The sequence below is a fragment of the Cupriavidus sp. FW305-F7 genome, from assembly GCF_058782875.1.
The window spans coordinates 66,142-85,750 of record NZ_JBYSYC010000022.1; the positions used below are offsets into that span (position 1 = coordinate 66,142).

Sequence of the window (19,609 nt, forward strand, 5' to 3'; positions counted from 1 at the left end):
CGAAGTATTGGCCGGCAGCGCTTGCGCGCCTAGAAGGCTGCGCTGAGTTGACTGTCAGGAATGCAGCAGGGCTTGTCAGGCTTACCTGACGCGCCCTGCCGCATGCGTCCGAGCGGTGCGGCACAAGTGACGCAATCCCGCCATTCGGGGCGCACAAGCGGCGCATTGGTAGGCATTGCGCCGGCGCTTGATGCAAAGCAAACCACAATCGCCCCCGCTTGCCAAAGTAAGAAGCATCCGGTGCGCATCGCGCGCCGTCATCCCAGGAGACCAAGATGAGCAACATCAGGCGCTACGACCCGTTCTCGATCGAACCGCTCGGCGACATGCTGCAGAGCATGTTGCGCAACTGGCGGATTGCGCCAGGTACCGAGCTGGCGTTCAAGGTCGACGTGGCCGAGTCCGACACCAGCTTCACCATTACCGCCGACCTGCCAGGCGTGAAAAAGGAAGACATCAACGTCAGCGTCGATCGCGGAACGGTGATGATCTCCGCCAAGCTCGAGAAGGCTTCCGAGGAGAAGGAAGGCGACCGCGTGATCCGCCAGGAGCGCTACAGCGGCTCGATGCAGCGCGCCTTTACGCTGGATGGCAACATTGACACGGAAAAGATCGATGCCAGCTTCCAGGACGGCGTGCTGCGCCTGGTGCTGCCCAAGAAGGAAAGCTCGACCCAGCAACGCATTCCCGTACGTTAGGCGAGTGCGCCGAAAAGGAGACCGGGATGCTAGTCCAGGATATCTGCTCAGCGAAAGCCGTGCATGTCCCGCTGTCCTGCACCCTGCAGGAAGCTGCCGTCCAGATGCGGGACCGCCACGTCGGTGCGCTGATCGTGACAGAGAACTCACCGGCCGGGACGCGCGCGGTCGGCATGGTCACGGACCGGGACATCGTCATCGGTGCGACAGCTACCGGTGCGGACCCATGCCAGACCGACGTGGTCGAGGTGATGACGCGCGGCCTCGTGGCGATCCAACGGGATGCCGTCGTCGCCGATGCAATGCAGTTGATGCTGACGCACGGCGTACGACGCCTGGCGGTGCTGGACGGCGAGGCAGTGACCGGAGTGATTGCGCTCGATGACCTGTTCGCCGCCCTCGCAACCGACTGGGGCATGCTGTTTTCGCTCGTGCGCAAGGAGCAGGAGCGAGAGCGTTCCAGCAGCGCGCCGCCCCGGTCGTCCACTTGACCACCAATCCGCCTATTGACTTCACACCCGGTGCCGCGTTCGGCGCCGGACTCGTACAGAGGTAAAGCATGAAAACCGATCATCAGATCCAGAAGGATGTCACCGACGAACTCGACTGGGATCCGGCGATTGACGCGGCGTCCATCGGCGTCGAAGTCCATGAGGGGATCGTCACGCTGAACGGGCACCTGTCCAGCTATGCGGAGAAGCTCGCCGCCGAGCGCGCTGTGGAACGTGTTTCCGGCGTGCGCGCGGTTGTCATCAAGCTGGACGTGCATCCCCCCGGGGCCTTCATGGACGAAGCCATTGCCGAGGCGGCCCGCGACGCGCTGCAATGGCACGTGCATGTACCCGCGGACGCTATCAAGGTTCGCGTTGAGCAGGGCTGGATCACGCTGTCGGGAAACGTCGACTGGGGCTACCAGCGTAGGCTGGCCGAACGCACGGTCAGCCAGTTGCGCGGCGTAATCGGTGTCGTCAACAACATCCGGATGAATGAGAAGACCGCGCCCCCCGATGTGGAACAGCGCATCGAAGAGGCGCTGCGACGCCATGCCCTGCGTGAGGCCCACCATATCAGCGTCACGGTCGAGAACGGCACCGCCACGCTGACCGGCCGCGTCGGCTCCCTGGCCGATCGCCGCGCGGCCATCGGTGCGGTATGGTCTGCGCCGGGTATCTCGGCCGTCATCGATCAGCTGGAAACGCGGCCGTGACGCCAACTGAAAACGCGGTCGAATGCCGATAGCGCGAGGCCGCGTCGGCACGCACGGAGCAGGCGGCACGCGCCGCCATCGCGCCCGAGGGCGCCACGCAAACAGGAGACAACGACATGAAAGGCGATATCCAGCTCAAACAGCATGTAGTCGAGGAACTGGCCTGGGACCCGGCCGTCGATGCCGCCGAAATCGGCGTGCAGGTCACGGACGGTGTGGTCACGCTGACCGGCCATCTCAGCAGCCATGCTGCCAAGTATGCCGCTGAGGACGCCGTCAGGCGTGTGCCCGGCGTGAGGGGCCTGGCCGTCGAAATCGACGTGCGCCTGCCCGATGACGCGCAGCGCACCGATGCCGACATCGCACGCGCCGCGAGCAACATCCTGGCGTGGACCTCGGTGCTACCCGCGGATCGCATCCAGGTGATGGTCGAGGACAGCTGCGTCACGCTGACCGGCACGGTCGACTGGAACTACCAGCGCCTGGCCGCCGAGCGCGCGGTGGCGGGGCTATACGGCGTGGTTAGCGTAGCCAACGCGATCGCGGTTCAACCAGCGATCGCACCTGGCGACGTGAAGGAACGAATCGCCAAGGCGATCGAGCGCCAGGCGGTAGACGACGCGACCCATGTCGCCGTCGACGTGAAGGACGGTGTGGTGACGCTCCGAGGCAGCCTGCGCAGCTGGGCCGAGCGCGAGGCCGCCTCCGAAGCCGCCTGGGCAGCGCCGGGGGTCACCGAAGTGTCGAACATCATTCAAGTGAATCTCTGACCTCCCGACTGGGCCCGGAACGCAGGTGGTGCCGGCAGTTGCCAGGAGAGCCAGCCATGACAGTTCGTAACCTCGATGCCCTGTTCCGTCCGCGCTCGGTCGCGCTCATCGGCGCGACGCTGCGGCCGCATAGCGTGGGGGCAACCGTGCTGGCGAACCTGTCCGCGGGCGCCTTCACCGGCCAGCTGTACCTGGTCAACCCGAAGTATGCCACGCTGGCGGGCCAACCCTGTTACGCGCGCGTCGGCGCGTTGCCGGCGCCGCCGGACCTGGCGGTGCTGTGCACGCCCGCCTCCACCATCCCGGGTCTCATCGCCGAGCTCGGCGCCGCCGGCACGCGCGCGGCCATCGTGCTGACCGCCGGCTTCGAGGGGCCCGAGGACAGCGCCGGAGGCGCCTTGCGGCAAGCCATGCTCGACGCTGCGCGGCCCCATCTGCTCAGGATTCTCGGGCCGAACTGCGTCGGGCTGATCGCTTCGGGGATCGGCCTCAATGCCAGCTTCGCACCCGGCACGGCCCGGCAAGGCAAGCTGGCATTCGCCACGCAATCCGGCGCGCTGGCCACCGCCGTGCTGGACTGGTCGCGCTCGCGGCAGATCGGCTTTTCCCATTTCATCTCGCTGGGCAACAGTGCCGATGTGGACGCGGCCGACGTACTCGACTACCTGGCCAGCGACGCCGGGACGCAGGCCATCCTGCTCTACGTCGAAGCGATCCGCCACGGCGCCAGGTTCATGTCCGCGGCGCGCGCCGCCGCCCGCAACAAGCCGGTGCTGGTCGTCAAGGGCGGGCGCTCGGCGCAGGCGGCACGCGCCGCCGCGTCCCATACCGGCGCCATGGCGGGTGCCGACGACGTCTACGACGCCGCCATCCGTCGTGCCGGCATGCTGCGCGTGGACAGCACCGAGAGTCTGTTCGACGCCGTCGAGATGCTTGCCCGCATGCGCGGGCTGCGTGGCGAGCGCCTCGCCATCCTGACCAATGGCGGCGGCGCCGGCGTGATGGCGACGGATGCGCTGGCGGATGCCGGCGGGACCCTGGCGCGCCTGTCAGACCAGACCCTGACCCGGCTGGACACCGTGCTGCCCGCCACCTGGCCGCGCGCGAATCCAATCGACATCATCGGCGACGCGCCCGTCAAGCGCTACCTGCAGGCCTACGCCATCCTGTGCGAGGCGCCCGAGGTTGACGCTGTATTGATGATCCATGCACCCACGGCCATCGTGCCGGCGGCCGAGATCGCGGCCGCGCTCGTCAGCGCGCCGTCCGGCGGCAAGCCGCTGCTGACAGCATGGCTCGGGGCGGATGCCGTGCAGCAGGCACGCCGCTTGTGCCAACATGCCGGCGTACCGACCTTCGACACCCCGGAGCGGGCAGTGCGCGGCTTCCTGCAGGCCTGCGAATACCACAGGAACCAGCAGTTGCTGATGCGCACGCCGCCCGCAGACGGCATGTACACGCCGGCTGACAAGAACCAGGTACGCACGATCATCGGCAATGTCCTGCGCGCCGGCAGGGCGTTGCTGACCGAGCCGGAGGCCAAAACCGCGCTGGCCGCCTATGGCGTCCCCGTGGTCGCGACACGGACCGCGGCAAGCGTCGATGAGGCTGTCGACCAGGCCACACGGATAGGCTATCCGGTCGCGCTCAAGATCCTGTCCCCGGACATCACGCACAAGTCTGCCGCGGGCGGCGTTGCACTGGACCTCGCCGACGCCGCCGCGGTGCGCAGCGCCGGCAGCGCCATGCTCGAGCGGATCTGGCAGCAAGCCCCGGAGGCACGGGTGGAAGGCTTTACCGTCCAGCCGATGGTCGGGCACGGCGATGGCTTCGAGCTAATCGTCGGCGCCGCCACCGATCCCGTGTTCGGCCCCGTCTTGCTATTCGGCCATGGCGGCGTCAACACCGAACGCATCGGCGACCATGCGGTTGCGCTGCCGCCGCTCGACGCGCTGCTCGCGCAAGACCTGGTGTCGCGCACCCGCATCGGGCGCCTGCTGGAAGGCTGGCACGGACACCCGGGCGTCGACGGGGACGGCTTGCTCCAGGTACTGGTACAGGTATCACGCCTGGTCTGCGATATTCCCGAGATCGCCGAACTTGATATCAATCCTCTGCTGGCGAGCGCGACAGGCGTCATCGCGCTCGATGCCCGCATCGCCATCAGGGCGCCGGCGCCGGGCACGCGCCCGCGGCTGGCCATCCAACCCTATCCAGAAGCGCTGGAGGAACGCGTCGAGCAGGACGGCCGCACCATTGTGCTGCGGCCCGTGCGCCCCGCCGACGAAGCAGCCTACCAGGCTTACTTCCGCCAGCTGACGCCGGAAGATGTCCATGCACGCTACTTCTGCACGTTCCGCGAGCCGGAACACAGCCAGTTGGCAAGGCTCACGCAGATCGACTACACGCGTGAGATGGCGTTCATCGCGACGACTACCGATGCGTGTGGCCAGACCTCCATCCTGGGGGAGGTCCGGGCCGTTGCCGATCCGGACAATCTCCAGGCGGAGTTCGGCATCGCCGTGCGCTCGGACTGCAAGGGGCAAGGACTGGGAAAGCTGCTGCTCGAGAAGATGATCCGCTATGCGCGCGCAAAGCGCATCGGTGCGCTGGTGGGCTGCACCATGCATGACAACCGGCCCATGCTGACTCTGGCGCGCGCCTGCGGCTTCAGGACCAGCACCGCGGCCGGCGTCGATGGCATCAACCTGCACCTTGCGCTCGGCGAAGAGGATGCCGGCGTTCTCGCTTAGGGTTGCGGCATCGCAATCGGCGCGCGCGGCTGCCGGCCTACGCTGGTAGCAGGCGAGCAGGCTGCTCGCTGCCTGCAAGCGGCACCTGCGGCAGACGGCGGCGGCAGCTCCACTCCTTTCATCAACCCGTGGGGAGCTGTCCTACCATGAATCTTCAACGTATCCCTGACTGCCGGGCCCTGCTGCTGACGGCCCTTCTCTGTGCCGGCACCGCGCCGGCGCTTGCCCAGCCCGATACGTCGCCGGCCGCGCCGCCACGGCCCCGCGAGGCAGTCCGCGGCGCAGACCTGCTCACCGAGGCGGAGCGCGCCGACATTTGCGCAAGACTGCGCAGCGCCACGTCCGCGCAGGAGCGCCAGGCGATCATGCAGCGCACTCACGACCTGATCGCGACGCGCGCCAGCGAGCGCGGCGTCACGCTGCGCCACGGCGGGTCTGACAACCGGCGTATGGGGATGAACGACCGCTTTGGCAGCCGCTACGGCATGGACTGCAGTCCGCGCGCGGCGGGAGCGACCGCTGCGGATGGCATGCCGGCGCCCAGGGACGCCGATGGTGTTCGCTACCTGACCGGCGGTGTCGGCCAGGACGAGGCGGCTTACCTGCGCAAGGCCAGCGGCGACTACAGCCTGCGGCTCACTTTCACCGGAAGCGGCGGTCAATACCTCGCTGGTGTCGACACGTATATCTATGACAGCCGCGGCAAACAGCGCTTCGCGGTCGTGTCCGATGGTCCGTTCCTGTTCGTCCAGCTGCCGCCAGGCCGCTATCGCGTCGTCGCCAGCGCGGATGGCAAGGAGCGCGAGCAGACGCTGGTGGTGCCGGCCAAGGGCGGCGTGTCCCGCACGATGCGCTTGACGCCTGCCTCATAGCCATTGGTCCCATGGGTCTCGCTCAAGGCCAGCTGGCAGCGTACGCGCCAGTTGATCCGGATGCCTGCGCGCCCACCGCCGCGCGCCGGCAATGGCAACGCGAATTGCCATGCCTTCATCATGGCCGCTGGCGAGCAAGGCGTTGGCAATTTCGATCGCCTTTCCGCGCACTGCCGGCGACAGCCGCTTCATTGAAGCAGGATATCGGTCAGCATACCAAGGCATCGCAGGCCCCCCCCTCACCCGCCGCGGTAGCAGCCGCCGGTGCCAACGCCCTGCGCGCGCCGATCGCCTGGCGGGCGCTGGGTCCCTGTTTGCGCCGGGGCTACAGGGAAATCCCCTGGCAGGCGCAGCATCAACGACGGTCCGGTGCCGTCCGGGCCCACACGCACGGAGCGGCATTCGATCGCGCCTGCGGAACGGACCAGCGCGCGATAGTCGCCTGGCGGCAGCCGCAGGTACAGCAGCGGCCCTTCACTCATCACTAGCAGCACTAGCTCGCGCCGCGCATCGAACAGGGTCACGGTGACGTCAGACAAGCTGCTGCCATCGGACTCGCTCACAAAGTGCATATGGACGTTGAAGCGGCCGGCAATGCCGCGCATGGCCGCGACCTGGTCCACCCCGATCCCACCGGAAACGTAGTCGATGCCATTCATGTGATGAACCGCCGGCGCCGCCGGAACCACGGGCGACTCCGCCGAAGCAGCGCCCGCGGGGATGGCAATGAATGGACCCGCACAGAGCAGGCAGGCGGCAAGCGCCATCGCGCGCATGGGAATCTCCTAAGACAAGCCGGTCGCCGACAGGCATCGGTTGCGCCGGTGATGTCATCCAGAGTAGGTGCGCAGGAGGGCGCGATCTTGGGCTACATCAAGACACGGCCACATCCGTCAGTGCGGGGGTGCTGGAACTGGCGATCACGGTCGGCGCGGTGGCTCTTGTGGCGGCGGCAATTAAGCTGGGCGGGGTCCTAGGCAAGACCTAGGCCGCGCAAGCTGACGTCTCGCGGCGCAGGTACATTGACTTCCCTGAAAATCCGAGCCGCCATCCAACCCGGATCAATGGACATTGCTGCGAGCTGTCAGGGATTACTGACACGGCCTTCTGCCGCCCTGACGCCACTCTCAGCCGCCTCCTATATTCTGCCAAATAGGCGGCGGTCATACTGGCCACATGCCAGACAGTATCCAACCCAAGGTCCTCACTGTGTACCTGCTCGAGCATGCGAATGCGATCCGAAGCAGGCAGCTTGGCATCTTCGCACGATTGCCTCGCATACGAATTGCAGGGTCGGGCGCTAGCGCCATCATGGAGCTGACTAGACTCATGCGTCATCGCCCCGACGTTGTCGTGATCGGCTTGCGCACCGCAAGTGGCGGCGCGATCCAGGAGGTGAGGATACTCAGGTCAGCCATCCCAGACGCCATCGTGATCGTGCTGAGCGACGCCCTCAGCCTGCCGCTGCGGCGCGCTTGCCTGCGGGCAGGCGCGAGCTACTGCTTTGACAGGACGCTGGAACTAGACGCGCTGCGCTTGGCGCTGACCGGGCTAGGGACCGCCTCAACATCATAATGCCAGGGCGAGTTCAACTACACGCGACTGCTACAGGTCGGCGTCGTCGTCGAACAGATGGTTCCGCATAGCATACCGCAGCAGCATGGCTTCATTGGGCATTTGCATCTTTTCCATGAGGCGCATCTTGTAAGTGCTAACGGTCTTGGCGCTGACACACAGTGCCGTGGCGATCGCCGTGATGGGCTCGCCCAGCACCAGCCGCCGGTACACTTCCAGCTCGCGGTCCGACAGCCGCAGGTGGGGCAAGTCATCGCTCTGATCCTTCAGGCCGCTTGCCAGTTTTGCTGCAATTCCCTGACTCACATAGGTACCACCCCGCGCTACCTGTCCGATGGCGGACACCAGCTCCGTGGCCGCGCTTTCCTTGGTCAGGTAGCCTGCCGCTCCGGCCTGGAACGCACGGACGATATATTGCTCTTCCGCATGCATCGTCAACACGAGGATGCGCAAGGCCGGGGCTTCGGTGCGTAGTAGGCGGATCAACTCCAGACCGCTCCTGCCGGGCATGGACAGATCAAGGAGCAAGACCTGCGGACTGCATTCCCTCACCATTCTTGGTACTTGCGCGCCGTCAGCCGCTTCGGCAACCACCTGAAACGACCCCGCCCGTTCCAGGATGTGCCTTAAGCCGTCTCGCACGACGGCGTGGTCGTCCGCAATCATCACGCGTGTCATGCATGGTCTCCCTGTTCATGTGAGAAGAAAACACTCACGCGGAAGGCCCCTCTTCCCACGAGTTCCGCAGAGCGCATTGCCGCGACGGAACCTTCAGCGATTTTCCCTTTCCCATCGAACCGGTTGGCCGGCAGCAGGCTCTCATTTCCGTTAACATGCCAATGGACTATAGAGTCTGTGCCGGAGAAGGCAATCCCGCCATGTGCCCGATGCCCCACGATGGCCGGCAAGCCGCCGGCGCCGGGCACTGTTGGCACGACGCAAGCTCGATCGCAATTGGATGCTAATCCATGAGTCACCTAAAGTGCTGTCGATATGACGCCGCGGCCCTACCTTTCGCAGTGGTGCCAACGCCCGGCCACGCGAGTGATTTTCCGGGCGCTTCATGGCGTTCATCCGGGCGGCAGTTTTTCCAGCGTGGGGGGATCTCCCGTAGAATCGTGTTTCCTTGGAGGCCAATCACGGCGCGCGCCCTGCCAAGCCGGCGTTCCGTTGCGGGGGGATATCTACCCTCAAGCAAAAGCCCTTCCCGGGAGCACTTTCGATCGATACGGCGCCCCCGAGCAGACGAGACCGCTCCCGGATGCCCAACAGGCCCAGCGACTTGCGCGGCTCGTTGGCGTGTGGCTTCATGTCCCAGCCTGCACCATTGTCCTGTACTCGCAGGCCAACCCGGTCGTCATCACACACCAGGTGGATCTGCACGCTGGTCGCGTTAGCGTGGCGAACGACGTTGCTCAGTGCCTCCTGCACGATGCGAAACAGCGCGGTCGCCGTCTGCTCCGGGACATCGACGTCGACGCCGTCCACCGTCACCGCCAGACCATACCGGTTGGCAAAATCGTTCGCCAGCCACTCAATGGCTGGCAGCATACCCAGGTCGTCCAGCAGCGCGGGCCGCAGAGCGCTGGCGATACGGCGGACAGAGGCCACCGTGTCGTCAATGACCGCGTTCATGCCTGCGATCTCGTCCAGCAGGCCAACGGTGGGCTTACCCTCCTCCACGTCCGAGCCAAGCATGGCTAAGTCCATCTTCAGCGCGCTCAGGCGCTGACCCAGGTCGTCATGGAGTTCGCGCGCGATGCGGCGCTTCTCCTCTTCGCGAGTGGCGAGGATACTGTCGGAAAGCTGCTGCAATTCCTCGCGCGAGCTTCGTAGGGCCTCTTCGGCACTGACGCGTTCAGTAATGTCGCGCAACATCACTGTATACAGCTTGCCGCCACCGTCGACCGTTTGCGAAATGGAGGCCTCGATCGCAAACTCGCTGCCGTTCCGCCGCATGGCGTAGAGCGCCAGGCGTTGACGCCCCATCTGGCGCTCCGATACACCGGTAATCCCAAACCGGCGCACATGCTCCGCGTGGGCGGCGCGGAAGCGCTCAGGAATGAAGTCGCCCAGTGGGCGCCCGATCGCCTGCTCCGCCGGCCAGCCAAACAAGGTTTCGGCCATCGGATTGAATAGCACGACGCGCTGGTCGCTGTCCACAGTGATGATCGCCTCCATGGAGGAACGGATGATCCCAGCCAGGCGGGCCTCGCTTTCCCTCACGCGTTGAAGACTGCGCTGCATGGCCTCCTCAGCACGGACGCGCTCGGTAATGTCGCGCAGCATCACAGTGTACAGCTTGGTGCCGCCGTGAACAGTTTGCGAGATGGACGCTTCGACCGGGAATTCGCTGCCATCCCGCCGCATAGCATAGAGCGCCAGGCGTTGAGATCCCATCTGACGCTCCGATACGCCAGTAATCCCAAACCGGCGCACATGCTCCGCGTGCGCGGCGCGGAAGCGCTCAGGAATGAAATCGCCCAGTGGGCGGCCAATCGCCTGCGCCGCTGGCCAGCCAAACAAGGCTTCGGCCATCGGATTGAACAGCACGACGCGCTGGTCGCTGTCCACGGAGATGATCGCTTCCATGGACGAGCGAATGATTTCCGCCAACCGCGCTTCGCTTTCCTCCAGTCGTTGACGGCTGCCCCCCGAGACGCGCCTGAGCCTTCTCAGCCTGATCCAATAGAGACCAACAACGAGCCCGATGCCCCCCCCCAATAGCGGCACCAACGGCGCCAAAAGCCCCCGGTGCCGTTCGACGGTAGCCTGCAAAACGAAGGCAAGCACTACGAAGAGGACGACCGCGCCACTGCCAATCGCCATATCGATAGCATAGGAGCGCGGGCTCTCGAACGATAACAGCTGAGCCTTGTCTTTGGGGGCGAATGGGTTAGTCACGCAACGCGCAATGTCTGGCCGATTCCGGGCTTCTTAATCACTTCTGAATAGAATATAGAGCGACGACACGGTCCTGCAAGCCAAAGCTCAATCCGCTCAGCACCTGAGCCGGCGTGTTCCAAGGCTCGATTCTCGTGCTTCTTCGGCGCTTCGGCAGCCGAGCCGCTGTTGTGGGAAGCCGTTTTAGAGACTAGCTCAGGAATCAGCTCGGCGATGTCGGCAACCCGACGTTTGGCTTGCCCGGCAAAGTGCTAGCCAAACGGCGCCCCCGGCACGGCCTCCGCTAACGCACTGCCAGGTCCGACTGGCAGTGATCGCACCTCAGTGCGACATAAAGACCGGAAACGCTGCCTGGCGCAGTAGGGCGCGGGTGGTGCCGCCCAGCACAAGCTCCTTAAGCCGGGAACGGCCATAGCCGCCGGCGACCAGCAGGTCGGCCTGTACCTTGCAAGCAAGTTGCGGCAGAACGTGGTCGGGGTCGCCCTCCCCGAAAACCAGATCGGCATTGATGCCATGGCTGGCCAGCCACGCTGTCAGCCGGTTCCCGCTGTCACGGTAGGCCTCTTCCCCAATGGCACCACCATACTTGTCTGGGCTGACCACCAGGACGGAAACAGCACTGGCATGCGCGAGCCACGGCAATGCGTCCGCTACGGCCCGCGCGGCCTCTCTGCCGCCGTTCCATGCGATGGCGACATGGCGAGCAAAGCGCGGGCCGGCCGCGCCCGGCACCAGCAAGATGGGCCGGCCGGCATTGAGCATCGCATACTCCGCAACCCCGGCCAGCAGCGCCGGCACATCGGCATCCGCCGACGGCGGCGCGGGCAGGATGAGATCGGCGAAACGGCCCTCGTCGGCAAGCGCCCAGCCGGATTCGGCGTCGATAATGATGTGCCGGGTGGGAATGTCCGGCGACACTTGCCTGGTCAGCGTGTCGAGGGCTTCCTTGTGACCGGCAACCAGTTTGTGCAGCTGGCTGGCGGCAAGCGCCGCGTATTGCCCGGCTTCTTCGCCCGCCCCGCGAAACGGCTCCAGGTTTGTTCCCGTTGCAGTCAGTCCGACCACGCTGCCGCCGAATTTCGCGGCAACCCGTGCCGCCGTTTCAATGCGTGCCGACCGGGCAGAATCTTCGCTGAGGTCGACGAGGATGGTTCTAAAGTCCATAACGTGATTCCGGTTTGTCAGACGTGCCTAAAGAAGCACATGACAGGCGCCGGGCTGGATCAATCGAGCGGGTAGGACCGCCGATATTCCGGCATGGTGACCGCCCAGCGCAGATCGCGCTCGATGTGCTGGCGCAGCGCATCGCTTGCCTGTGGCTCGCCGTGCACGACAAACGTACGCCGCGGCGCCTGGTGAAAGCCGCCAAGCCAGGTCATGAGTTCCGCGGCATCGGCATGTGCGGACAGGTTCTCCACCTGCTCCACCGACGCATGCACGGCGATGTCCTTGCCATGGACGCGGATGTCGCGCCGGCCTGCGGCCAGCGCTGCGCCGCGCGTACCCGCCGCCTGGAAGCCGGAAAGCAGGATGGTGTTGCGAGGGTCCGGGCCGTAGGCGGCAAGATGGTGGACCACACGACCACCGGTAGCCATGCCGCTGCCAGCCAGGATGATCTTGGGACTTCGGTCGTGGTTCAGCCAGATCGACTGCTCCATGCTTTGCACCGGGGTGGCGAGATTGCAGGCTGCGGCGCACTCTTCGCGGCTGATGCGCAGCTCTTCCGGATGCAGCGAGAAAATCATGGTCGCGTCGATGGCCATCGGGCTGTTGAGGTACACCGGCACGTCGGGGATTCGCTTGAGCTCGCGCAGGCGGTGCAGGCAGTACAGCAAGCTCTGCGTGCGCCCCACCGCGAAAGCGGGGATGATCAAGCTGCCGCCGCGGCCAATTGTCCGGCTGACTATCTCGCCGAGCACATCCAGCGGGTCGTCATCCGGATGCCGCCGGTCGCCATAGGTGGACTCCACCAGCAGGTAATCCGCCTGACGCACCGTCTCCGGCGCGCGCATGACGATGTCTTGCTGCCGCCCGAGGTCGCCGGAGAAGACGATGCGCTTGCCGTCGACGAACAACGTGACGATCGCTGCCCCGATGATATGTCCGGCCCGGGCAAACTCGGCCTCTACGCCGGGCACCACCTGGAAGCGCTTGCCGAACTCCATTGGCTGGAGCCGCCGCATTGCTCGTGCAGCGTCGGCGGCAGTGTAAAGAGGCAATGCGGGCCGGTGACGCGAAAAGCCCTTGCGGTTCGCGTAATCGGCGTCTTCTTCCGCCAGGTGGGCGCTGTCTGGCAGCAGGATGCCGCACAGCTGCGCGGTGCCCATGGTGCAATACACGCTGCCGCGGAAGCCGTTGCGCACCAGCAGGGGCAAATACCCGCTGTGGTCGATGTGGGCATGGGTCAGCACCACGGCGTCGAGCTTGGCCGGATCGAGCGGCAGTGGGTCCCAATTGCGCAGGCGCAGGGTCTTGTATCCCTGGAACAAGCCGCAGTCGACCATGACTTGGTGACGGCCGGTATCGAGCAGGTACTTGGAGCCGGTGACCGTATCGGTCGCGCCGAGGAATTGCAGTTGCATGCTGGTGTCCTTTGACGCTTGCGCAAAGCCGCTGGCCCCACCACGGGTGCCGCTGGCTGATACAGGCAGTCTAGGAGGGGGAACCGAATAGTGGTTGATCCGGATCAATCATGTGGACACACGGGTACCTACGCTTGAACAGTGTCCGGCCCCGCCGGCCGCATATGGCGTACGCGCAGGGTGCACACGCCTGGCTCCGCGCCGAGCATCCCTTGGGAAACCTCATGCAAAATCGCTCCAGCGCGTTGCAAACGGATCGCCCCCGATCTCACGAAGAACCTTACGGTACCCGGGATGGCATCGATCCGGCGCACGTCCCACCCGGCCTGACCACCGCGCAGGCTCGTGCGCGGCTGGCGGAGGTGGGTCGCAATGTGCTGCCTCAGGCGGCCCCGAGGTCGGTAGTCGCCGTGTTTCTGCGCCAGTTCCTCAGTCCGCTTATTTACATCCTCCTGGCCGCGGCGGCGGTGTCGCTTGCATTGGGTGACCTGAAGGATGCACTGTTCATTGGGGCAGTACTGCTGATTAACGGCGTCATCGGCACCGCACAGGAGCATACGGCCGACAAGGCGACCGTGGCGCTGCGCAAGATGGAGCAGCCCCGTGCCACGGTGATCCGGGACGGCGTGCAGCAGGAGATCGACGCAAGTACCCTGGTACCGGGTGACCTGGTGGTGCTGGAAGCCGGCAGCCGAGTGCCGGCCGACCTGGAACTGACCTACGCCATTGACTTGCAGTGCGATGAATCCCTGCTTACTGGCGAATCGTTACCGGTGCGCAAGCTCTCCGCATGTGATCCCAGCAACGCCCCAGCGAGCGCCCGCCAGTGCCTGACCTTCGCCGGCACTGTGGTGCTCCGCGGCAGGGGCCACGGCATCGTGGTGGCAACTGGCCCTGCCACGCAAATTGGCCGGATTGCGCGGGAACTGGGCCGCGAATCCATCTCGCAGCCACCTTTGATTCTCAGGCTCCAGCGTTTTTCTCGACTGATCGCGGTGGCGGTAGGCGTCGCTGTGGCGTTGCTGGTGTTGGTGGGTATGCTGCGCGGCATGGCATTGCGCGAACTGTTCATGATGTCGGTCGGACTGGCGGTGAGCGCGATCCCCGAAGGACTGCCCGTCGCCATTTCGGTGGCGCTGGCGATCAGCATCCGGCGGATGGCAAAGGCCCACGTGATTGTGCGCAAAATGCCCGCCGTGGAGTCGCTTGGCTCCTGCACCATGATCGCCACCGACAAAACCGGCACCCTGACCATGAACGAGCTCGTCGTCACGGATGTCCGGCTTCCCGGCGGCACGGCGCTGTCCTTCGACGTCGGGCACGACCTGGACGAATGCAAGATCCGCGCCGCCGGCGCCACCGAGCAGGACGCCAGAACGCAGGTAGCGGCCCTGCTGAGGGCCGCGGCGCTGCCAAATGAGGCGCAACTATCCAGGGAGCGCGACGGCTGGACTGGCACCGGGGACAGCGTGGACGTGGCGCTGCTGGCCGCGGCGCACAAGGGAGGCACCGTAGCCAATGAGGTCCGACAGCGGTACCCCTTGGTGGCCCGTATCCCCTATGAGCCAGACCTGCGGTACGCGGCCTCGTTCCACCGGCACGAAGAGACGATCCGCGTGTTCGTCAAGGGAGCGCCCGAGACGCTGATCGCCATGTGCGACCAGGCGGATGTTCGCGGCCATGCCGTGCCGATCCGGCGCGAGGCACTGCTTCGGGAAAAGACAGCGCTGGCCGCGCAAGGACTACGCGTGCTGGCGTTCGCTGAAGGCACGATTGATGCGGAGCCGGACGGGTCCTATGGACACGGGCACCTGGTCAATCTGACCTTTCTGGGAATGGCAGGCATGAAGGATCCGGTTCGTCCAGAGGTCCCCGAGGCTATCCGACGCTGCTACAGCGCCGGCATCGACGTGGCGATGGTGACTGGCGACGATCCGTTGACGGCCAGCGCAATTGGCTCACAGGCGGGGCTGCGCTTTAACGCGGACCAGGTCGTGACGGGCGAGCAGGTGCGCCAGGCCGAGAGCGAGGGGCCGCACGGACTCGACCAACTGACCCGCCGTGCGCGCATCTACGCCCGCGTCAGTCCGGACCAGAAGCTGTCCATTGTCCTGTCGCTGGCAAGAACCGGCCATTTCGTGGCAGTCACTGGCGACGGCGTCAACGACGCTCCTGCGCTCAAGCACGCACACGTCGGTGTGGCCATGGGCCGAAAGGGAACTGAAGTGGCGAAGCAAAGCGCAGACATTGTCCTCACCGATGACAACTTTGCGTCCATCGTCAACGGCATCCATGAAGGCAGGGTGGCGTACGCGAACATTCGAAAAGTCATCTTTATGGTGGTTTCCACGGGCGCGGCCGAAATGGTTCTGTTTCTGCTTGCGATTCCCCTGGGTCTGCCAATGCCATTGCTGCCGGTGCAGCTGCTGTGGCTCAACCTCGTGACCAATGGCATCCAGGACGTGGCTCTTGCTACCGAGCACGCGGAGGGCGATGAACTGTCGTATCCGGCGCGCAAGCCCCGGGAACCGATCTTTGACCGCGTAATGATCCGCCGCATCTGCTATTCGACTCTAGTCATGGGCGTAGGGGGATTCGCAACTTTCTACTGGTTGCTCGACCGCGGCTATCCCATCGACGAGGCACGCAACCAATTGCTGCTGCTGTTTGTGCTGTTTGAGAACTTGCAGACGTTTAATAGCCGTTCGGAGCGCCACTCCGTATTCCGACAGGGGGTCTTCGCCAATCCGATGCTGGTGGCCAGCGTACTGGCCGCCCAGTCATTCCATATTGCTGCCATGTACATACCTGGGTTAAGCGACACGCTCAGTCTCACACCTGTGTCGGCTACGACGTGGGCCGGGCTGTTGTCGCTCGCGCTGACATTGACGATTGCGGTGGAACTGGACAAGTGGTGCAGCCGGCGGTGCAAGCTGTAGCGCAGAGACCGGTGCTCGCCCACTCGCGGCGCTGACCTTTGCCCCCATGGGTGCGGGCAGACTGGCCGGCGCCGCCGTTCTGACGATCCGTCCCTGAAGTCGACGAATCCCTGCAAGGGCTGCTAACCCTCAGATCTCTGGAATCGTCCGCATGCGTCACTTGAAAGAGAAGGCGGAGGCGCTACTCCATTGGCGCCGGACCCGACGCCCCTTCAGGAGGGTCTCTCGCGACTTTCATTACGACCATCCTCCGCGCCCACTCAAGTACAGGCAACAGCCGGGGCGGCAAGTGCTGCTCAGCTTCAGCAAAAGATACCCAGCGGAATTCATGGTGTTCCGGCCGGCCCAGTTCCGGGCTAATCGGCAAGACAACGTCGCCCCGGGCCGAAACCGCCAGATAATAGCGAGCCACCTTGCTGCCGCGGTTGTAGGGCTCGGTTTCGCAGTACTGCTCGCCCCACCGAAACTGCAGCCTTGTCAGGCCGGTTTCCTCTTCGGTCTCGCGCAATGCCGCCCCCAGTTCGGTCTCCTCTGGTTCAGGCAACCCCTTGGGGAAATCCCAATTTCGGTAGGCACGTAGAATGAGACAACGCCATTCGCCCGCCTCCGGCCGCAGCACAACCACGCCCGCCGATCGCTTCATTTGATGCGACATCCCGGCCTCGCCCTATTCCTATTCCCCGCTAGGGGAAGAACCGCGCTTGCGTGCTGTGGCCGACCTGGAACGCGCCCACCGACGCCGGCGCGCTGCTGGAGATCGCGGACCGCACTCGCTGCGACCCCATACCATTGCCTATTTGCTTGAACATGCACGCGACCGTCACGCCGGTCCACAGCTCGATTTGCCGAAGCTCGGAAGGTATCCACGCCATCGCCATTGCGGCCTGCTCGAAGCGACCCTCTACACGCCGGCGGTCCAGGCGGAAGTCAGTGCGACATCAATACGGGAACGGTCAAGGACGCCAGCAACGTGCGCGTCACACCGCCGAGCACCAGCTCGCGCACGTGGCCATGGCTGTAGGCCCCCATGACGATCAGGTCAGCATTGAAATCTGCCGTGCGAGAAAGCAGCAACTCGCCGATGGTCAGATCGGAGCCCCCGGTACCGTGCTCGACCTCTACGGCAACGCCGTAGCGCATCAGCGTCCGGGCCGCGTGGCTGCAAGGCGTTGCGTCCGCGCGCATCTCCTTGGACGTGGTTTGCACGTTCAGGATCCTGACCTGTGCGCCGGCGATGAGCGGAATGGAGTCGTGCAGGGCCCTTGTCGCTTCCCGGCTGCCATTCCATGCCAGCATGACCCGCGTCCCCACCGTTGGGAATACCCCCGCCAACGGAATCACGAGCACCGGCCTGCCGGCTTCAAGTATCAAGGATTCCAAAAACTGATGCGCGACGAAGCTGCCGGGATCGCTCGGATCGTACTGTCCGGCAACGATAAGGCCGGCTTCGCGGGCTTCGCGCAGCGCCATCGCCACAGGCTCGCCCTCCACCGCACGCCACTCCGTTTCCACTGACAGCTCGCTCACTGCGGCCTCGAACCGGCGTCGCACCTCGTCGCGTACCTGGTGGCGCCGCTCGAGATCCTCGGCCATGAACTGCTCAGTACCTTGCATAGCATAGACCCACGCGGGAGCCATGAACCCTGCAAACAACCCAATCAGCCGGCATTCGTTGGCCACGGCCAGACGGGCGGCGAGCTCCAGGCGGCGCGCTGCGCTCTGGCTGGCATCGAGGTGCACCAAAATGCTTTCATAGCGCATGGCTGTACTCCGTCGGCCTGGATGGTCCTGGATTCACTCTAGGTTGTGATGCCCAAGGACGGTTGATGGAAATCAGTGGCGCCTTCGATTGTCCGGGACGTCCAGATTGCTCGAGAATGCGATAACCGGAACGGGGGAGTTGCAGCCAGCAAGGGCATCGCCTGGGCGCCCACGCACCCACGCACCCACGCCTGACACGATTTTACATAGACCGATGACCCGTCGCCACGCCACCCATGCCGCTGGAGCGGCTGCCTCGGGCGCTGTCCGGTGGCGGGAGCAACCGCGCACCCGCCCCGGCCGCCCGGATGGCCCCCACCGACGACGGGGCCGCTGTCATCGCTTGGCTCGCGCGCTAAGCCTGCGACTGACCTCGGCATGCACCCGGCTCACGCTATTGACATACGTGCACCCATTCCGTGCCAGATAGGCAGTATTGAACGGTTCGTCTTTGTCGGTCGGGTCAAGCCGACCCAGCGCAAGAAAATCATCTACCGAGAGGTTGAATTCACGAAGATATTCGCGCGCGTACGCATAGACCAATGATGGCGGAAATGCATCGAATCCTGCCGGCACTGGCGTGTGCGTCGTGAACACGTTCCCGGCTCCGGTGGCCCACATGGCCTCCCGGAACGAGACATTCGTGCGCTGCATGAAGCGACGGGCTCGCTCCAAGACCACCAGCGCTGCGTGACCTTCGTTGAGGTGACACACCTCCACCTCGATGCCGAGCGCTTCGAGCATGGCCCAGCCGCCAATGCCAAGCACCACCTCCTGTAGCAGTCGCATTTCCGCCCCCCCGCCGTACAGCTTAGCCGTGATGCCGCGTTCCGCGGCACCGTTGCGCACATCGTTGCTATCGAGCAGGTATAAGCGGGTGCGTCCGACAATCGCCTGCCATACACGGACAAACAGCATACGGCCAGGCAGCCTCAGTTCAACTTTCAGCCACGCGCCATCCGCGCCGATCATCGGCTGGATAGGCAGGCTCGTCGGAGCGTTGTGGGGATAGGCTTCCCGCTGGTCCCCATTCGCATCGATGATCTGGCAGAAATAGCCTTCCTGGTAGAGCAGTCCTATGCCAATCACTGGCGCATCCAGATCGCTAGCCGTCTTGAGGTAGTCGCCCGCCAGCACTCCGAGCCCGCCCGCGAGGTAGCACCGGCGATTCTCAATCGCCCGATTGAGGTCCTGCAAGACGGTGCTGTCGCTCCCGAGTTCATCCAGACGATTTGGCGGAATGTTTTGCAGGATCACCCATGGATTGGGGCTGCGCGCCCAGAGCTCCGGATCGATGGTTTGCCACAAGACGTCCAGCGCGTGACTCCAAGTCCAGCGCAAATCGAGTGCCAGTTCCGTCAACGCAGACAACTTCTCCGGCAGGGTTCGCGGCAACGCATACACGTGGGATCATCAGCACAATAGGTTGGTTTGCAGCTGCCCGGCGCCACGCTGCTTTGGTTGGCTGCGCATGTCGGGCCGCCCCGCATATGCCGACAGACAACACCACTGCATCAGTGAAAAGGCACCGGACAGAATCGCCGTGAT

At 64.8% G+C, this 19,609-nt stretch carries 16 protein-coding genes and 1 pseudogene; 8 read left to right on the plus strand and 9 right to left on the minus strand.

The genetic code is table 11. The annotated features are described in order from the left end of the window. The first annotated feature begins 275 nt into the window (after window positions 1-275). From AC3WL8_RS20905 to AC3WL8_RS20930, 6 genes are all read left to right on the plus strand, one after another. Window positions 276-698 (plus strand): Hsp20/alpha crystallin family protein, encoded by a 423-nt coding sequence (locus AC3WL8_RS20905; protein WP_153954474.1) that lies wholly within the window; start codon window positions 276-278, stop codon window positions 696-698. A gap of 26 nt (window positions 699-724) precedes the next feature. Beyond that, the gene (locus AC3WL8_RS20910) at window positions 725-1,189 is read left to right on the plus strand and encodes a CBS domain-containing protein (RefSeq protein WP_153954473.1); all 465 of its coding nucleotides are present in this window, start codon (window positions 725-727) and stop codon (window positions 1,187-1,189) included. Window positions 1,190-1,257: 68 nt separating this feature from the next. Further along, window positions 1,258-1,905 carry a BON domain-containing protein gene (locus tag AC3WL8_RS20915; RefSeq protein ID WP_153954472.1) on the plus strand — a complete coding sequence of 216 codons (648 nt, stop codon included), beginning with the start codon at window positions 1,258-1,260 and terminating at the stop codon, window positions 1,903-1,905. A gap of 116 nt (window positions 1,906-2,021) precedes the next feature. Beyond that, the gene (locus tag AC3WL8_RS20920) at window positions 2,022-2,675 is read left to right on the plus strand and encodes a BON domain-containing protein (RefSeq protein WP_153954471.1); all 654 of its coding nucleotides are present in this window, start codon (window positions 2,022-2,024) and stop codon (window positions 2,673-2,675) included. 56 nt (window positions 2,676-2,731) lie between these two features. Further along, complete coding sequence (locus tag AC3WL8_RS20925; protein WP_492378712.1) at window positions 2,732-5,428, plus strand: bifunctional acetate--CoA ligase family protein/GNAT family N-acetyltransferase; 2,697 nt, start codon at window positions 2,732-2,734, stop codon at window positions 5,426-5,428. A gap of 146 nt (window positions 5,429-5,574) precedes the next feature. After that, window positions 5,575-6,300, plus strand: coding sequence for a carboxypeptidase-like regulatory domain-containing protein (locus AC3WL8_RS20930; protein ID WP_153954469.1), 726 nt, complete (start codon window positions 5,575-5,577; stop codon window positions 6,298-6,300). Between the two features lie 239 nt (window positions 6,301-6,539). Here the strand turns inward: AC3WL8_RS20930 and AC3WL8_RS20935 are convergent, their stop codons facing one another. Next, entirely contained in the window at window positions 6,540-7,076 is a 537-nt protein-coding gene (locus tag AC3WL8_RS20935; RefSeq protein ID WP_153954467.1) for a hypothetical protein, read from the minus strand. Between the two features lie 553 nt (window positions 7,077-7,629). Between AC3WL8_RS20935 and AC3WL8_RS20940 the strand changes: the two genes are divergently transcribed. Continuing rightward, entirely contained in the window at window positions 7,630-7,875 is a 246-nt protein-coding gene (locus tag AC3WL8_RS20940) for a response regulator (protein ID WP_228772452.1), read from the plus strand. Window positions 7,876-7,905: 30 nt separating this feature from the next. Here AC3WL8_RS20940 and AC3WL8_RS20945 read toward each other — a convergent pair whose 3' ends face one another. The 5 genes and pseudogenes from AC3WL8_RS20945 to AC3WL8_RS20965 form a co-directional block, all read right to left on the minus strand. Further along, complete coding sequence (locus tag AC3WL8_RS20945; protein WP_492378713.1) at window positions 7,906-8,553, minus strand: response regulator; 648 nt, start codon at window positions 8,551-8,553, stop codon at window positions 7,906-7,908. A gap of 459 nt (window positions 8,554-9,012) precedes the next feature. After that, the gene (locus AC3WL8_RS20950) at window positions 9,013-10,122 is read right to left on the minus strand and encodes a PAS domain-containing sensor histidine kinase (RefSeq protein WP_228772461.1); all 1,110 of its coding nucleotides are present in this window, start codon (window positions 10,120-10,122) and stop codon (window positions 9,013-9,015) included. Between the two features lie 12 nt (window positions 10,123-10,134). After that, window positions 10,135-10,704 (minus strand): annotated as a pseudogene (locus tag AC3WL8_RS20955) (PAS domain S-box protein); the annotation flags it as partial. A 396-nt stretch (window positions 10,705-11,100) separates the two neighbouring features. Further along, on the minus strand, window positions 11,101-11,943 hold the full coding sequence (locus AC3WL8_RS20960; RefSeq protein ID WP_153954464.1) for a universal stress protein: 843 nt from the start codon (window positions 11,941-11,943) through the stop codon (window positions 11,101-11,103). 59 nt (window positions 11,944-12,002) lie between these two features. After that, on the minus strand, window positions 12,003-13,361 hold the full coding sequence (locus AC3WL8_RS20965) for an MBL fold metallo-hydrolase RNA specificity domain-containing protein (protein WP_492378714.1): 1,359 nt from the start codon (window positions 13,359-13,361) through the stop codon (window positions 12,003-12,005). A 224-nt stretch (window positions 13,362-13,585) separates the two neighbouring features. On the opposite strand from AC3WL8_RS20965, the gene AC3WL8_RS20970 reads away from it, so the two are divergent. Continuing rightward, window positions 13,586-16,300: a cation-translocating P-type ATPase gene (locus AC3WL8_RS20970; protein WP_153954462.1), complete on the plus strand. Its 2,715-nt coding sequence runs from the start codon at window positions 13,586-13,588 to the stop codon at window positions 16,298-16,300. A 181-nt stretch (window positions 16,301-16,481) separates the two neighbouring features. On the opposite strand, the gene AC3WL8_RS20975 is transcribed toward AC3WL8_RS20970, so the two are convergent. The 3 genes from AC3WL8_RS20975 to glgP form a co-directional block, all read right to left on the minus strand. Further along, window positions 16,482-16,955, minus strand: coding sequence for an NUDIX domain-containing protein (locus tag AC3WL8_RS20975; RefSeq protein ID WP_228772451.1), 474 nt, complete (start codon window positions 16,953-16,955; stop codon window positions 16,482-16,484). Window positions 16,956-17,227: 272 nt separating this feature from the next. Then, complete coding sequence (locus AC3WL8_RS20980) at window positions 17,228-18,061, minus strand: universal stress protein (RefSeq protein ID WP_492378715.1); 834 nt, start codon at window positions 18,059-18,061, stop codon at window positions 17,228-17,230. 336 nt (window positions 18,062-18,397) lie between these two features. After that, window positions 18,398-19,465 (minus strand): alpha-glucan family phosphorylase, encoded by a 1,068-nt coding sequence (gene glgP / locus AC3WL8_RS20985; RefSeq protein ID WP_492378716.1) that lies wholly within the window; start codon window positions 19,463-19,465, stop codon window positions 18,398-18,400. Between the last annotated feature and the right edge of the window lie 144 nt (window positions 19,466-19,609).

Excerpts from the sequence above, each read along its gene's own strand:
- AC3WL8_RS20920 (WP_153954471.1), top strand. The coding sequence starts at position 2,022 with ATGAAAGGCGATATCCAGCTCAAACAGCATGTAGTCGAGGAACTGGCC.
- AC3WL8_RS20910 (WP_153954473.1), top strand. The coding sequence starts at position 725 with ATGCTAGTCCAGGATATCTGCTCAGCGAAAGCCGTGCATGTCCCGCTG.
- AC3WL8_RS20945 (WP_492378713.1), bottom strand. The coding sequence starts at position 8,553 with ATGACACGCGTGATGATTGCGGACGACCACGCCGTCGTGCGAGACGGC.
- AC3WL8_RS20960 (WP_153954464.1), bottom strand. The coding sequence starts at position 11,943 with ATGGACTTTAGAACCATCCTCGTCGACCTCAGCGAAGATTCTGCCCGG.
- AC3WL8_RS20930 (WP_153954469.1), top strand. The coding sequence starts at position 5,575 with ATGAATCTTCAACGTATCCCTGACTGCCGGGCCCTGCTGCTGACGGCC.
- AC3WL8_RS20970 (WP_153954462.1), top strand. The coding sequence starts at position 13,586 with ATGCAAAATCGCTCCAGCGCGTTGCAAACGGATCGCCCCCGATCTCAC.
- AC3WL8_RS20950 (WP_228772461.1), bottom strand. The coding sequence starts at position 10,122 with ATGCAGCGCAGTCTTCAACGCGTGAGGGAAAGCGAGGCCCGCCTGGCT.
- AC3WL8_RS20965 (WP_492378714.1), bottom strand. The coding sequence starts at position 13,361 with ATGCAACTGCAATTCCTCGGCGCGACCGATACGGTCACCGGCTCCAAG.
- AC3WL8_RS20980 (WP_492378715.1), bottom strand. The coding sequence starts at position 18,061 with ATGCGCTATGAAAGCATTTTGGTGCACCTCGATGCCAGCCAGAGCGCA.
- AC3WL8_RS20935 (WP_153954467.1), bottom strand. The coding sequence starts at position 7,076 with ATGCGCGCGATGGCGCTTGCCGCCTGCCTGCTCTGTGCGGGTCCATTC.
- AC3WL8_RS20905 (WP_153954474.1), top strand. The coding sequence starts at position 276 with ATGAGCAACATCAGGCGCTACGACCCGTTCTCGATCGAACCGCTCGGC.
- AC3WL8_RS20915 (WP_153954472.1), top strand. The coding sequence starts at position 1,258 with ATGAAAACCGATCATCAGATCCAGAAGGATGTCACCGACGAACTCGAC.
- AC3WL8_RS20940 (WP_228772452.1), top strand. The coding sequence starts at position 7,630 with ATGCGTCATCGCCCCGACGTTGTCGTGATCGGCTTGCGCACCGCAAGT.
- AC3WL8_RS20925 (WP_492378712.1), top strand. The coding sequence starts at position 2,732 with ATGACAGTTCGTAACCTCGATGCCCTGTTCCGTCCGCGCTCGGTCGCG.
- AC3WL8_RS20975 (WP_228772451.1), bottom strand. The coding sequence starts at position 16,955 with ATGTCGCATCAAATGAAGCGATCGGCGGGCGTGGTTGTGCTGCGGCCG.